The 13,920-nt window shown below is 58.7% G+C and carries 13 protein-coding genes; 7 read left to right on the forward strand and 6 right to left on the reverse strand.

Translation table 11 applies throughout. The features are described 5' to 3' along the window. The first annotated feature begins 1 nt into the window (after nt 1). The gene (recG, locus tag ORL50_RS02210; RefSeq protein ID WP_266009587.1) at nt 2–2,077 is read left to right on the forward strand and encodes an ATP-dependent DNA helicase RecG; all 2,076 of its coding nucleotides are present in this window, start codon (nt 2–4) and stop codon (nt 2,075–2,077) included. A gap of 78 nt (nt 2,078–2,155) precedes the next feature. After that, on the forward strand, nt 2,156–3,556 hold the full coding sequence (locus ORL50_RS02215) for an aminoacyl-tRNA deacylase and HDOD domain-containing protein (RefSeq protein WP_266009588.1): 1,401 nt from the start codon (nt 2,156–2,158) through the stop codon (nt 3,554–3,556). Nucleotides 3,557–3,707: 151 nt separating this feature from the next. On the opposite strand, the gene ORL50_RS02220 is transcribed toward ORL50_RS02215, so the two are convergent. Beyond that, entirely contained in the window at nt 3,708–4,097 is a 390-nt protein-coding gene (locus tag ORL50_RS02220) for a helicase (RefSeq protein ID WP_266009589.1), read from the reverse strand. Between the two features lie 675 nt (nt 4,098–4,772). Beyond that, complete coding sequence (locus ORL50_RS02225; protein ID WP_266009590.1) at nt 4,773–6,029, reverse strand: NHL repeat-containing protein; 1,257 nt, start codon at nt 6,027–6,029, stop codon at nt 4,773–4,775. Nucleotides 6,030–6,571: 542 nt separating this feature from the next. Here ORL50_RS02225 and ORL50_RS02230 point away from each other — a divergent pair. Then, on the forward strand, nt 6,572–7,537 hold the full coding sequence (locus ORL50_RS02230) for a helix-turn-helix domain-containing protein (protein WP_266009591.1): 966 nt from the start codon (nt 6,572–6,574) through the stop codon (nt 7,535–7,537). 124 nt (nt 7,538–7,661) lie between these two features. On the opposite strand, the gene ORL50_RS02235 is transcribed toward ORL50_RS02230, so the two are convergent. From ORL50_RS02235 to ORL50_RS02245, 3 genes are all read right to left on the reverse strand, one after another. Next, nucleotides 7,662–7,937 carry an HU family DNA-binding protein gene (locus tag ORL50_RS02235; protein ID WP_003195589.1) on the reverse strand — a complete coding sequence of 92 codons (276 nt, stop codon included), beginning with the start codon at nt 7,935–7,937 and terminating at the stop codon, nt 7,662–7,664. Nucleotides 7,938–8,129: 192 nt separating this feature from the next. Then, a complete protein-coding gene (locus tag ORL50_RS02240; RefSeq protein ID WP_266009593.1) occupies nt 8,130–9,278 on the reverse strand; it encodes an NAD(P)/FAD-dependent oxidoreductase in 1,149 nt (382 codons plus the stop codon). Between the two features lie 19 nt (nt 9,279–9,297). Further along, entirely contained in the window at nt 9,298–9,465 is a 168-nt protein-coding gene (locus tag ORL50_RS02245) for a rubredoxin (RefSeq protein WP_007954349.1), read from the reverse strand. A gap of 200 nt (nt 9,466–9,665) precedes the next feature. Between ORL50_RS02245 and ORL50_RS02250 the strand changes: the two genes are divergently transcribed. Together ORL50_RS02250 and ubiA are read left to right on the forward strand one after the other, a co-directional pair. Then, complete coding sequence (locus ORL50_RS02250) at nt 9,666–10,229, forward strand: chorismate--pyruvate lyase family protein (protein ID WP_266009594.1); 564 nt, start codon at nt 9,666–9,668, stop codon at nt 10,227–10,229. After that, the gene (ubiA, locus tag ORL50_RS02255) at nt 10,229–11,119 is read left to right on the forward strand and encodes a 4-hydroxybenzoate octaprenyltransferase (RefSeq protein WP_266009595.1); all 891 of its coding nucleotides are present in this window, start codon (nt 10,229–10,231) and stop codon (nt 11,117–11,119) included. The genes ORL50_RS02250 and ubiA overlap by 1 nt, the downstream gene beginning before the upstream one ends. 127 nt (nt 11,120–11,246) lie before the next feature. Here ubiA and ORL50_RS02260 read toward each other — a convergent pair whose 3' ends face one another. Further along, nucleotides 11,247–11,633 carry a COG4315 family predicted lipoprotein gene (locus tag ORL50_RS02260; protein ID WP_266009596.1) on the reverse strand — a complete coding sequence of 129 codons (387 nt, stop codon included), beginning with the start codon at nt 11,631–11,633 and terminating at the stop codon, nt 11,247–11,249. A gap of 152 nt (nt 11,634–11,785) precedes the next feature. Between ORL50_RS02260 and phoB the strand changes: the two genes are divergently transcribed. Beyond that, entirely contained in the window at nt 11,786–12,475 is a 690-nt protein-coding gene (gene phoB, locus ORL50_RS02265) for a phosphate regulon transcriptional regulator PhoB (protein WP_008150066.1), read from the forward strand. 81 nt (nt 12,476–12,556) lie between these two features. Further along, nucleotides 12,557–13,843, forward strand: coding sequence for a phosphate regulon sensor histidine kinase PhoR (gene phoR / locus ORL50_RS02270; protein ID WP_266009695.1), 1,287 nt, complete (start codon nt 12,557–12,559; stop codon nt 13,841–13,843). The last annotated feature ends 77 nt before the right edge of the window (nt 13,844–13,920 follow it).

A 13,920-nucleotide genomic window follows, 5' to 3' on the forward strand; every position in this document is an offset into this window, starting at 1 on the left:
CATGACCGAGTTGTCGCAAGTGTCAGTGACGGCACTCAAGGGTGTAGGCGAAGCCATGGCCGAGAAACTGGCCAAGGTCGGCCTGGAGAATCTCCAGGACGTGCTATTTCACCTGCCCCTGCGCTATCAGGACCGCACTCGTGTGGTCCCGATCGGCCACTTGCGACCGGGCCAGGACGCCGTGATCGAAGGCACCGTCAGCGGCGCCGATGTGGTGATGGGCCGCCGCCGCAGTCTGGTCGTGCGCCTGCAGGACGGTACCGGCGGCCTTAGCCTGCGCTTCTACCATTTCAGCAACGCCCAGAAAGAAGGCCTCAAGCGTGGCACGCGGATCCGCTGCTATGGCGAAGCGCGGCCCGGTGCCTCGGGACTGGAGATCTACCACCCGGAATATCGCGCCATCACCGGTGACGAACCGCCGCCGGTCGATGAAACCCTGACCCCGGTCTACCCGCTCACCGAAGGCCTGACCCAGCAGCGTTTACGCCAGCTGTGCATGCAGACCTTGACACTGCTCGGGCCCAGCAGCCTGCCCGACTGGCTGCCGACCGAACTGGCCCGGGACTATCAGCTCGCCCCGCTGGCCGACGCGATCCGCTACCTGCATCACCCCCCCGCCGATGCCGATGTCGACGAACTGGCCCTCGGTCATCATTGGGCTCAGCACCGACTGGCCTTCGAAGAACTGCTGACCCATCAACTGTCCCAGCAGCGCCTGCGCGAAAGCATGCGCTCGCTGCGCGCACCGGCGATGCCCAAGGCGACGAAACTGCCGGCCAAATACCTGGCCAATCTCGGCTTCGCACCCACCGGTGCCCAGCAGCGGGTCGGTAATGAAATCGCCTACGACCTCAGCCAACATGAGCCCATGCTGCGCCTGATCCAGGGTGACGTGGGCGCAGGTAAAACCGTAGTCGCCGCGCTGGCCGCCTTGCAGGCACTGGAAGCCGGCTATCAGGTCGCGCTGATGGCGCCCACCGAGATCCTTGCCGAGCAACACTTCATCACCTTCAAGCGCTGGCTCGAACCGCTCGGCATCGAGGTCGCGTGGCTGGCCGGCAAGCTCAAGGGCAAGAACCGCGTCGCCGCGCTGGAACAGATCGGCAGCGGCACACCGATGGTGGTGGGCACGCACGCGCTGTTCCAGGATGAAGTGCAGTTCAAGAACCTGGCACTGGTGATCATCGACGAACAGCATCGATTCGGCGTGCAACAACGCCTGGCGCTGCGGCAAAAAGGCGTCGGTGGGCGCATGTGTCCGCACCAGCTGATCATGACTGCCACCCCCATCCCGCGGACGCTGGCCATGAGCGCTTACGCCGACCTCGACACTTCGATCCTCGACGAACTGCCGCCCGGGCGAACTCCGGTAAACACCGTGTTGATCACTGACACCCGGCGCGTTGAAGTCATCGAGCGAGTGCGCGGCGCGTGTGCAGAAGGTCGCCAGGCCTATTGGGTCTGCACCTTGATTGAAGAATCCGAAGAGCTGACCTGCCAGGCCGCCGAAACCACCTACGAAGACCTCACCGCCGCCCTGGGCGAGCTCAAGGTCGGGCTGATACACGGCCGCATGAAGCCTGTGGAAAAAGCCGCAGTCATGGCCGAATTCAAGGCTGGCAACCTGCAGTTGCTGGTGGCGACCACGGTGATTGAAGTGGGCGTCGACGTACCAAACGCCAGCCTGATGATCATCGAAAACCCCGAACGCCTGGGTCTCGCGCAACTGCATCAGCTGCGCGGTCGAGTCGGCCGAGGCAGCGCCGCCAGCCACTGCGTGCTGCTCTATCACCCGCCGTTGTCGCAGATCGGCCGCCAGCGCCTGGGCATCATGCGCGAAACCAACGACGGTTTTGTCATCGCCGAAAAAGACCTGGAGCTGCGTGGCCCCGGTGAAATGCTCGGCACCCGCCAGACCGGCCTGCTGCAATTCAAGGTCGCCGATCTGATGCGCGACGCCGACTTGCTCCCCGCCGTACGCGACGCGGCGCAGGCATTGCTTGAGCGTTGGCCGGATCACGTCAGCCCGTTGCTCGACCGATGGCTACGACATGGGCAGCAATACGGCCAAGTGTGAGCACCGTCGCAGTTTCCGGACCACCGTGTTAAACATGATGGTTATACTCTTGCAACTGTTTGAGAACGGATCCAAACCATGACCGACGCTGCCCTCGCCCCCGAAACCCCGCATGCTCCGTCTGCAGTTCGGCTGCTGCTGGGCAAGTTGGACGTTGCTTTTGAAGAAGTCCTCGACCACCACGGCCTCAATGCCGCACGCAAAGTGCAGGCCGTGCTGCTGGACGACGCCGTCGGCTCGCTTATGGTGCTGTTCCCGCAAAGTCAGCTGCTGGATCTCAATCGCCTCGCCGAGCTGACCGGCCGGCGCCTCACCGCCGTATCGCCTGAGCGCCTGGAGCGCCTGCTTGGCAAAAACCACCTGAGCCTGCTGCCGGGCCTGCCTGCGCTGACCTCCGCGCCGTGCCTCTATGAAGACAGCCTGCTGCGCGAACCCAAGCTGTTGATCAATTCCGGTGAGCCAGGCGTGCTGCTGGAAATCGCCTGCGACGATTTCAAGACCCTGCTGAGCAAGGCCAGTGCCGCCCGCTTCGGTGAAGCGCTGAGCAGCATCCGCCCGAACCTTGACCGCCCGGACGATGACCGCGAGGAAATCACTCTGGCCGTGCAGGCCTTCACCGCTCGACGCATCCAGCAGCGACTGGAAGCGACCATCGAGATACCGCCGCTGGCCTCGACCGCGCAGAAAATCATCAAGCTGCGGGTCGACCCCAACGCCACCATCGATGACATCACCAGCGTCGTAGAGACCGACCCGGCCCTGGCCGCGCAAGTTGTCAGCTGGGCCGCTTCGCCTTATTACGCCTCGCCGGGCAAGATCCGCTCAGTGGAAGACGCGATAGTGCGAGTGCTGGGTTTCGACCTGGTGATCAATCTGGCGCTGGGCCTGGCCCTGGGCAAAACCATGAACCTGCCCAAGGATCATCCACAGCACACCACGCCTTACTGGCACCAGTCGATCTACACAGCCGCCGTCATTGAAGGCCTGACCCGCGCCATGCCCCGCGCACAGCGCCCGGAAGCAGGCCTGACCTACCTCGCCGGCTTGCTGCACAACTTCGGCTACCTGCTGCTGGCCCACGTGTTCCCGCCGCACTTCTCGCTGATCTGCCGTCACCTGGAGGTCAACCCGCACCTGTGCCACAGCTACATCGAGCAACATTTGCTGGGCATCAGCCGCGAGCAAATTGGCGCATGGCTGATGCGCTACTGGGACATGCCCGACGAACTGGCCACCGCCTTGCGCTTCCAGCACGACCCAAGCTACGACGGCGCCTACGCCGAATACCCGAACCTGGTCTGCCTGGCAGTGCGCCTGCTACGCACCCGCGGCATCGGCTCGGGCCCGGTCGAAGATATCCCCGACGCCCTGCTGGAACGCCTGGGCTTGAGTCGCGACAAGGCCAACGAAGTCACCAGCAAAGTGCTGGATGCGGAAGTGTTGCTGCGCGAGTTGGCTTCGCAATTCGGCCAGCCTTGAAAGCGATCGTGAGCAGGCTTTGCACCCACTGGGGTTGATCTCAATCCTGTGGAAACACCCACAAGGGTGATCCACAAACCTGTGGGCGCAAGGCTTGCCCGTGATGGCCACGACTCGGTCTGGGCTTGCCTCAGCTTTCCCTGGCTGTGTCTCAGGCCTTAGCTTTGGTATTGGCTTTGCGCGGCTTCAAGTACTTGGTCAGCCCCTGGAACCAAATCACCAGCGCCGGGTTGCCCTTGATCTGGATCGACTTGTCCTGAATTCCCGTCATGAACGCCAGCTGCTTGTTCTTCGCCTGCATCGTGGCGAAGCCATAGGCGGCGTCTTTGAACGCAATCGCAAACGCCGGTTCGGGGTACACGCCGGACTTACTGGTAATGCGCTGATCCTTCACCCGGAAGTGCCGCGCCACTTTGCCGTCCAGGGTCTGTAGCTGAAAGACCAGATCCTTGTCACCCAACTGTTGTTGGAACGCGGGATTATTCCTACTGGCCTTGGCCATCAACAAACCCAGCATCCACAGAAGAAAACGAAATTTCATGCGCACAGCCTCAATAGAAATATGAACGGCCGGCGCAGTGTAGCGGCCCCGTATAAGAACGCCACCATCACGTAGCGTTAGCGGAAGATGCCCATGTTTTTGACGCCAATGACTACCAAGTCAGACATCCCTGTAGGAGCTGCCGAAGGCTGCGATCTTTTGATCTAATCCCCCGCAACTCTATCGGAAACTACTTGCAATATGCAGCGGCGCCTATGAATTACCCGCCTATTGCACCCACCGATAACCTCTGGCGGTCACCTAAAAACCGGTGACACGGAAGCGCCAGTCCGACTCAGGCTCAATCTTTAAGGCTATTCAGCGAGTGTCTTTTATGCTCGCGATACGCTATGACGGCTATGCATGGGGGATCCTAGTATCTGCCGGTGCCCGAGTTCGGTCTTGCCACCTATACACAGCTGCCACCTCATTCGAAGCAAGCGAAGGGTGCCAGCAGCTAATCTCGAGAACCGCTAATGATCAAACCAACACCCAATCCTCGCGAATCCACAATACGCAACGGCCAACTATTGACCTGCTCGAACGCCTGGGCCTGACCGGGCCGAGGCCGAAGACGTCGCCAGCAAAGTCCTTTAGACCAAAGTGTTGCTGCGCGAGATGAAGACAGATCGGTGTGTCTGATCTGCCTCACACCCAAAGCTTGCTACCTGTAGGTTAACCTAGATAACGCACCGCAAAGTTGGTAGCGACACTTCCAATAACGACGATTTTGTTATCCGCCGTTAGCGAGCTGTTAAAGTATTTCGATGTTGCTAAATCGCGGAACACGACCCAGCCCTTGCCTCCAAACCTCTCATCCAGAGAACCATCGAAGTTGAACCGCGCAATCATTAGGTAAAAATCCTCACTTAGGCCTGTGACGATGATACTTTGCTGCTGCAAGGCAGACTCATTGAAGCGCAGATTCCGCAGGAAAGCGCCATACAAGGGTTTACCGTTATTGAATATCAGGTTGAAGCCACCGTTAGCGTTCAGCGCAGTCAACACTCCTTCAAAAAAGCCATCCTTAAATGACTCTCCAGATGCCACTATCATTCCATCGACTTCCCTTACGGCCAGAGAGGTCAGCAAGGACTTTCGCCCCCCCTCACTGGGAACAATCACTGTTCCGCTATCACCGAACGAAGTATCGACCCTTCCACCTTGGTCATAGCGAATAACAAAGGCAGTTCCATAGGTGTCGCCACTGCCATTGGCTAGGAATGAACCACCGAACAATACGCCATCACGATGGGCTGCCAAACACCCACTGCGTATGTGATTACCATTTGGCTGCTCGATCGCTACATAACCACCATTGAAGCTTGGGTCTAGCAAACCAGCTTCATCTAGGCAAAAAATCACTGCAGTACTGCCCGCATCTGAAAGAATGCTGCAACTCACATAAATTTTTTCGTTTTCCTCAGAAATAGCTAGCCAAGCACCACCAAAAAAAACAACATTCTCAGCCAAACCTTCATCACGACCACTTAAAAATGTAGCGTTTTTCCCAGCACCGGTAACTCCAGAGGCTTTAAGTGTAACTTTCCCTCCCTCTCCGAACGTACTATCAAGCTGACCGTCCTCAAGGAGCCGAACAACATACAAATTATCGGGACTCGCACCAACATGGGGACCAAGTGTTAAAAACCGACCATTTTTCAGCATTTTCATTTGCGAAGGAAAAAACGGACTTTGACCGACAGGCAGTTTAACTACACCGTTTTCTCCGAATGACTCATCAAGCACTCCAGCTTCATTCAATCGTGTGAAGTTGATCGGATCGTAGGCAGCCACTTTAGAAGCTATAAGCAACTTTTTGTTCGGCTGACTAGTACAAAGTTTTACCCCTCCCGATAGCTCTACCACGCCAGCCGAACCAAATGTAGGATCGAGATTACCCGGCGCTTTTACTTCTGATACCTGATTCATATTCGTGCTCCCTCGTTGATCGAAATAGTCGAACTCAGTGGATCACGATACGTTCCAACCCGTAACTGTCATAAATGACAGTTGTTTTATCAATTCAAGACTAAGCGCTAGCATTTATTCCATTTTGAAATGGGACGAGATTTTTCATCTACGGGCTTTGGCAGGTTTTTTCTTGCCATCGCATTTCTTGTCAACCCACGGAACCAGATCAGCAGGTCCCGGGTGGAATCGACATGTCCTGAATCCCATTCCTGAACGCCACCCGCCATATCAGCGCGCAATTGCCGCGCCATGTCTTGTGCACCAATAAGAAAGCGCTATCACCAGGTGCGCATTTTGCATTTGATACATAGTCCAAAGTGGGACTTTCAGTATCTCGGAAATTTCACACAGGCCTTTAAGACCCCTCCTACATTCATCCTTCAGATGCCTTGTTAGCGTGCAAGGCGCTTTGTCGACCACTTCCAACTGAGCGTGGCTCAAGCGTCGCGATGTTTTCTCCCGAGCTTAAGGACGAGCTAAACAAATAAAAGGATAACCGCATGTTCGCTCCGGCCAACGCTGCCGATTTGACAACCCCACCTGACTACCACAGATGCCTGCCCATCGACCTGCGCAGTCAAGCGGATGCGTTTATCCGTTATCTGCACGAGCTACCCAACAAATCACCGGTCGAGTGCCCGCAGTGTGGCCATCCATACTTCAGAGTGGACACCATGCCAAACCTGCGCCTCCCTTTTTACCGCTGTGCAGCTTGCAATAAAGGCTTTAACTGTCTGTCGAAAACTCCATTTGCGCGGTACGGGCTTATGCACCTCTGGCCCGTCTACGGAAAGTACCTCTTGGCGGGCTGGCCTATGCCAAGTATCGCCACAGCGCTGGGAATTTCCCCCAGCACAACATGGCGCTGGATTAAGCCCTGCCGTGCGGTAATGGCCAAAGAGTTTCCAGCGTTGTACCGCTGGTGGTCTGCACGACAAGATCGAACCGATCTGGAACCGCCGCCGCATATCGCGGCGCAGGCCCAGGCGTTTCTTAGCGGGTTAGAGCATCTACTCACGACTCAACAGGCTGTTTGCTCAAGGTGTGGCTCAACGGATATGAAGCGTGTCGACGAGCGGCGCCCTGATTTCCGCTGCTCTGGCTGTTCAAGCACGTTGAGCTTACTGCGTGGCACCGTGCTATCCCGATTGGGTTATCCGGAACACTGGCTGGGTTTTGCTCAAGGATTAATCAATGGTGAAAGCCTGGTCGATTTGCAACGCCGTACAGGGCTTTGCGGAGTTGCCTGCAAGCGTTGGCGAGTACGTTTTACACAGATGCTAGAACAGCAGGGGCACACCGAGTTGATCCGGTGGATTACCTGGTTGCGCAGTCGCCGGGTGAAAGAGGTAAGTGATTTTGTGCGTGAAGGCGGGAAATTGGAGGCTGTAACGGGTTCTCGCTATTCCGCTAATTCAAATCGGCGGTTTTCGGTTCCGGGTAATCGCGTGCGCAAGACGCACTAAAGACATTTCAAGCAGGACGTTCCTACAACGCATGCGCGACAGGAAGAACGCGAATGGGCACCCAACCAGGTTGGCGTGCCCATTCTTTTTTCCGCTCCCCCGCCATGCGGGATCAGGACGCGGATTACGGATTAACACTGTCCTTCAACGACTTGCCCGGCTTGAACGCGACAGTATTACTGGCCTTGATTTTGACTGGCTCACCGGTCTGCGGGTTTTTGCCGGTGCGGGCGCCGCGGTGGCGTTGCAGGAAGGTGCCGAAGCCTACCAGCGTGACGCTGTCCTTGCGGTGCAGGGCGCCGGTGATTTCTTCGAGAACGGCGTTGAGGACGCGGTTGGCCTGCTCTTTGGTGAGATCTGCTTTTTCAGCGATTGCTGCGGCGAGGTCTGGTTTACGCATTAGTGAAGCCCCTTTGACGGTTTTTTGTTGTTATGTCCGTGCTGTTCTCGTTGGAACAGCGCCAAAAGCGCCGCAGGTGCTCTACTCTGCGGCAGACGGAAGTGAGAATGGCACGCAGCGGGGAGCCGCGCCAGTCTCGGCGCGACGTTTGTGAGGGCAAAAGCGGGGTGATTCCGACAGAACGACCAGTATTTACGCCAGCAGCGCGGGAAGCTCTTTGTTCAGTGCCAGTTTCTCCATAACTGCGGCGCCTGTGAGGGCGTAACCGAGCAGTTTGCCGCTGCCATCACGGCACAGCGCCTTGATGTCCGCGCCCTGCCCTTCCACAGTCCAGACGCCTTCGGTTCCGCGCGGTGGAGGGGAAACAACCAAAGGGCAGACAGGTGTTTTCACGGTGATCGGCATCGCGCCGTAGTTCACCGTAGTCGGGTTGCCGGCCAGGGTCTGCGCCAGCGCTCTCGCACAGCTCATGAGGGGCATGACGTAAAGTAAATTCAGCCCATCGACCTCGGCGCAGTCGCCCAGTGCGTAGATGTTGGCGTGGGAAGTTTGCAGGTGGCGGTTGACCACTACACCGCGATTGACCTGCACGCCAGCAGCGGCGGCCAGGTCGATGCGCGGGCGCAAGCCGATCGCAGACACTACCAGGTCGCAGGCAATCACCTGGCCATCGGACAAGTGTGCTTCCAACCCATCCGTCACACGTTGCAGGCGGTTGAGTACGGGACCCAGGTGGAAACGTGCGCCAATGCTCTCCAAGCCGGCCTGGACTGCAGCGGCGGCCGCAGGGTGCAGGAGGGTGGGCATGACTTGCTCACACGGGGCGACCAGCTGTACTTCATAGCCACCAGCGATCAAATCGTTGGCAAACTCGCAGCCAATCAGCCCGGCGCCCAGCAGCAATACCCGGCGCTTGCCCACGGCTGCCGCGCGAAAACGCGCGTAGTCCTCGAGGTCGTTGATCGGAAACACGCAGTCCGCCGCGTCGCCTTCGACAGGTACGCGCACGGTTTCGGCGCCCCAGGCCAGCACCAAGTCGCGATAGACCACCGACTCTTCGCCAATCCACAGGCGCTTGTGGCCTGGGTCGATGCCGCTGATGCGCGTATGGGTGCGCACTTCTGCCTTCAACTGCTCGGCCATGGCTCCCGGCTCGGACATGCTCAGGCCATCGGCGTCCTTGTTTTTGCCAAAACCGGTGGAGAGCATCGGCTTGGAGTAAGAACGTCCGTCATCTGCGGTGATCAGCAGCAGCGGAGTTTCGCCATCGAGTTTGCGAAACTCCCGGGCCAGGTTATAGCCAGCCAGCCCGGTGCCTACGATCACGACAGGTGCGCTCATTCTCTACTCCTCTAATGTCTTAGTTGATTTCGATCATTTCGAAATCCATCTTGCCCACGCCGCAGTCCGGGCACAGCCAGTCTTCCGGCACGTCCTGCCACAGGGTGCCCGGCGCAATGCCGTCGTCCGGCCAGCCGTCGGCTTCGTTATAAATCAGGCCGCAGACCACACATTGCCACTTTTTCATTCAGGTATTTCCTCAGGATTCAGGCTTTTGCCGGCACGAACGGTCGATGGTTGCAGCGTTGCCGTCCGGCTCAGGGCGTTTTGTACTGATCGAGCCCGGCAGATGCAAGCCTGTTCGACGCAGCGCCCTGCCCGATCAATCAAAATCGCCGACCGACATGGTAAGCTCGCCGCCTCATTTGCTGCCAATAATGACTCACTGTGCCGCACTCTATTATCCCCCGCACGGCCCCGTTCTGGCTCCCACAAAGCCAGCTCACTCCCCTCCCCGATGCATCTACCCTCGACTGGCTGTTCGACGAAGGCTCGTTGACCCGTCGCCTGACCCGCCTGTCGGATGACGGCTTCAGCGTTACCCCGCTGTTTGAAGGCTGGCAAGTTTTGCGCGCCGATGAGTGCGCCGCGCTCGATCTCCCCCAGGACAGCGAAGGCTGGGTGCGCGAGGTGTATCTGCGCGGGCATGGCGAGGCTTGGGTGTTTGCCCGCAGTGTGGCGTCCCGCAGTGCACTGCAGGGCGATGGGCTGCACATGGACGAGCTGGGCAGCCGCTCCCTGGGTGAGCTGCTGTTTTGCGACCGCGCGTTCCAACGCCGCGCCATTGAGGTATGCCGCTATCCTGAGCAATGGCTACCTGTCGACTGCCGGGCACCGCAGCTGTGGGGCCGACGCTCGCGCTTCGACCGTGGGGCACTGAGTGTGCTGGTGGCCGAGATTTTCCTGCCGACCCTGTGGACTGCTGCCCGCGCCAATCCGGAGAATTGCTGATGTATCAGAGCCTGCTGAAGTCTTTGAACCGCCTGAATCCAAGGGCTTGGGACTTCATTCAGCTAACCCGCATGGACAAGCCGATCGGCATCTACCTATTGCTGTGGCCGACGCTGTGGGCGCTGTGGATTGCCGGCAAGGGTTCGCCGTCGTTGGCCAACATCGCGATTTTTGTCCTCGGGGTGGTTTTGACGCGGGCCGGTGGTTGCGTGATCAACGACTGGGCGGATCGCAAAGTCGACGGCCACGTCAAACGTACCGCACAACGTCCATTGGCCGCCGGCCGGATCAGCTCGAAAGAGGCGCTGGTGTTCTTCGCGCTGTTGATGGGTTTGAGTTTTCTACTGGTGCTGTGCACCAATGCACCGACGATCTGGCTATCGTTCGGAGGGCTGGCGCTGGCCTTCACTTACCCGTTCATGAAGCGCTACACCTACTACCCGCAAGTGGTGCTGGGCGCGGCATTTTCCTGGGGGATGCCAATGGCGTTCACCGCTGAAACCGGCGAATTACCGGCAGCGGCCTGGTTGCTATGGATCGCCAATCTCCTGTGGACAGTGGGTTACGACACTTATTACGCAATGACTGATCGCGACGACGATTTGAAGATCGGGGTGAAATCCACCGCCATTCTGTTTGGCGAGGCGGACCGGGTGATCATCCTGACGCTGCAAAGCCTGGCGCTGGGCTGCCTGCTGCTGGCTGGTTCGAAGTTCGACCTGGGGGGCTGGTTCCATCTGGGCCTGCTGGCGGCAGCGGGCTGTTTTGCCTGGGAGTTCTGGTACACCCGGAGCAAGGACCGCATGCGTTGCTTCAAAGCGTTCCTGCACAACCATTGGGCCGGGTTGGCGATTTTTATCGGGATCGTTCTGGATTACTCGCTGCGCTGAAGCTCGCACACGCCCCCTGTAGGAGCGAGCCTGCTCGCGATGAACCTGAGACCGACGCGTTAGACCAGACAGACCTGCGTCAGCGTTCACGTTTTTCGCGAGCAGGCTCGCTCCTACAGAAGAATGCTCACATTTTCGGGCCTTGAAGGACGTGCCACTTGTCCATTTTCTTATCGCCAGTCATGTCTCCTGGCTTCTTGTCCTGCACGAAGTAGTACAGCGGCTTGCCGTCGAACGCCCACTGCATCGTGCCATCGTCACGCTGGATGATGGTCCACTTGCCTTCAGCCTTGTCATCCGCGGTGGCCTTCAGCGGCGGCCAGTTTTCAGCGCACTTGCCGGTACAGGCAGATTTGCCGCCCGTGTCGTTATCGAAGGTGTACAACGTCATGCCTTTGTGATCAGTCAACATGCCGTCTTTAACCATGCCCGGATCTGCAGCGAAGGCCATTGTCGGCAGCGATAACGCAGCCGTAACCAGTAGAGCCTTCCAGGATTGCGCGGTGTACTTCATGGAAACCTTCCTTTTGTGGTTGTCAGGATTCGGACTTAGAGCTTAGTTCAGGATCACCACAATCGCCGGGCGACTAAAATACTGTCACACGACTGCAATAATTCCGTTATCTAATGCGGCGCAAGACAGTTAAATGACAAGAGGATTTAGGCATGGTTGGCAGGAGCATTCTGATCGTCGACGACGAAGCGCCCATTCGCGAAATGATCGCCGTTGCGTTGGAAATGGCCGGCTATGACTGCCTGGAGGCTGAGAACTCCCAGCAAGCCCATGCCATCATCGTCGACCGCAAGCCGGACCTGATCCTGCTCGACTGGATGCTTCCAGGCACATCGGGTATTGAATTGGCGCGCCGCCTCAAGCGCGACGAGCTGACCGGGGATATCCCGATCATCATGCTGACCGCCAAAGGCGAAGAGGACAACAAGATCCAGGGTCTTGAAGTCGGCGCCGATGACTACATCACCAAGCCTTTTTCGCCTCGTGAGCTGGTGGCGCGCCTCAAGGCCGTGCTGCGCCGGGCCGGCCCGACCGATGGCGAGACGCCAATTGAAGTCGGTGGCCTGCTGCTGGACCCGATCAGCCACCGCGTGACCATCGACGGCAAACCCGCCGAGATGGGCCCCACCGAATACCGCCTGCTGCAGTTCTTCATGACTCACCAGGAGCGCGCCTACACCCGCGGCCAGTTGCTGGATCAGGTCTGGGGCGGCAACGTCTATGTCGAAGAACGCACTGTCGACGTGCACATCCGTCGCCTGCGCAAAGCCCTCGGCGATGCCTACGAAAATCTGGTACAAACCGTGCGCGGTACTGGTTACCGGTTTTCCACCAAGGCCTGATCCGGACCTTTCCCGCCCGACAAGCTGACAAGGACGCGCGCTCAAGTGAACCAAAACTGGCATGGCACCCTGATTCGCCACATGCTGCTGCTGGTTACCGCCTGCCTGGTGATCGGCCTGATTACCGGCTATTACGGCTGGAGCCTCGCCGCAGGCCTGGGCCTGTACCTGGCCTGGACCCTCAAGCAACTGCTGCGCCTGCACGAGTGGCTGCGCCTGCATAAACCCGATGAAGCTCCGCCCGATGGCTACGGCCTGTGGGGCGAAGTGTTCGACAGCATCTATCACCTGCAACGCCGCGACCAACGTGTGCGCGGGCGCCTGCAAGCGGTGATCGACCGCGTCCAGGAATCCACCGCGGCACTCAAGGACGCGGTGATCATGCTCGACACCGACGGCAACCTGGAGTGGTGGAACCGCGCCGCCGAAACCCTTCTGGGCCTCAAGACCCCGCAGGACAGTGGCCAGCCGGTGACGAACCTGGTGCGCCATCCGCGCTTCAAAGAGTATTTCGAGCAGGACAGCTACGCCGAGCCGCTGGAAATCCCCTCGCCAACCAATGATCGGGTACGCATCCAGCTGTACATCACCCGGTACGGTAATAACGAGCACTTGATGCTGGTGCGCGATGTCACCCGCATTCATCAGCTGGAGCAGATGCGCAAAGACTTCATCGCCAACGTTTCCCACGAGCTGCGCACTCCGCTGACGGTGATCTGCGGTTACCTGGAGACGCTGCTGGATAACGTCGAAGAAGTGAACCCGCGCTGGTCCCGAGCCTTGCAGCAGATGCAACAGCAAGGTGGGCGCATGCAGACCTTGCTCAATGACCTGCTGTTGCTGGCCAAACTGGAGGCCACCGATTACCCGTCGGACAATGCACCAGTGGCTATCGACGGCTTGCTGCAATCGATCAAAAGTGACGCACAGCAGCTGTCCGGCCAGAAAAACCAACAGATCACGCTTGAAGCCGACCCGCGGATTCTGCTCAAGGGCAGTGAAGCGGAATTGCGCAGTGCGTTTTCCAATTTGGTGTTCAACGCAGTGAAATACACCCCGGCCGAAGGCAATATTCGTATTCGCTGGTGGGGCGACGAGCAAGGCGCGCACCTGAGCGTGCAGGACTCCGGCATCGGCATCGACAGCAAGCACCTGCCGCGCCTGACCGAGCGCTTCTACCGGGTCGACTCCAGCCGTAACTCCAATACCGGCGGCACCGGCCTCGGGCTCGCCATCGTCAAACATGTGCTGTTGCGCCACCGCGCACGGATGGAAATCAGCAGCGTACCCGGCCATGGCAGTACGTTTACCTGCCATTTCGCCCCGGCCCAGGTCAGCAAATCACTGCTGATCAACGCCTCCGACTGATACCGGCCAGCACGCGCCACTAGGCAATCGACCGGTCAGCCGCTACATTGGCTGACTTGTGCCTGCCTTTCAGGTGC

The organism is Pseudomonas sp. RIT-562, from assembly GCF_026241895.1.
GTDB classification, from domain to species: domain Bacteria; phylum Pseudomonadota; class Gammaproteobacteria; order Pseudomonadales; family Pseudomonadaceae; genus Aquipseudomonas; species Aquipseudomonas mandelii_F.

What these genes read in the sequence shown, in the direction of transcription:
- recG (WP_266009587.1), top strand. Translation starts at nt 2, where the DNA reads ATGACCGAGTTGTCGCAAGTGTCAGTGACGGCACTCAAGGGTGTAGGC.
- ORL50_RS02215 (WP_266009588.1), top strand. Translation starts at nt 2,156, where the DNA reads ATGACCGACGCTGCCCTCGCCCCCGAAACCCCGCATGCTCCGTCTGCA.
- ORL50_RS02220 (WP_266009589.1), bottom strand. Translation starts at nt 4,097, where the DNA reads ATGAAATTTCGTTTTCTTCTGTGGATGCTGGGTTTGTTGATGGCCAAG.
- ORL50_RS02225 (WP_266009590.1), bottom strand. Translation starts at nt 6,029, where the DNA reads ATGAATCAGGTATCAGAAGTAAAAGCGCCGGGTAATCTCGATCCTACA.
- ORL50_RS02230 (WP_266009591.1), top strand. Translation starts at nt 6,572, where the DNA reads ATGTTCGCTCCGGCCAACGCTGCCGATTTGACAACCCCACCTGACTAC.
- ORL50_RS02235 (WP_003195589.1), bottom strand. Translation starts at nt 7,937, where the DNA reads ATGCGTAAACCAGACCTCGCCGCAGCAATCGCTGAAAAAGCAGATCTC.
- ORL50_RS02240 (WP_266009593.1), bottom strand. Translation starts at nt 9,278, where the DNA reads ATGAGCGCACCTGTCGTGATCGTAGGCACCGGGCTGGCTGGCTATAAC.
- ORL50_RS02245 (WP_007954349.1), bottom strand. Translation starts at nt 9,465, where the DNA reads ATGAAAAAGTGGCAATGTGTGGTCTGCGGCCTGATTTATAACGAAGCC.
- ubiA (WP_266009595.1), top strand. Translation starts at nt 10,229, where the DNA reads ATGTATCAGAGCCTGCTGAAGTCTTTGAACCGCCTGAATCCAAGGGCT.
- ORL50_RS02260 (WP_266009596.1), bottom strand. Translation starts at nt 11,633, where the DNA reads ATGAAGTACACCGCGCAATCCTGGAAGGCTCTACTGGTTACGGCTGCG.
- phoB (WP_008150066.1), top strand. Translation starts at nt 11,786, where the DNA reads ATGGTTGGCAGGAGCATTCTGATCGTCGACGACGAAGCGCCCATTCGC.
- phoR (WP_266009695.1), top strand. Translation starts at nt 12,557, where the DNA reads ATGCTGCTGCTGGTTACCGCCTGCCTGGTGATCGGCCTGATTACCGGC.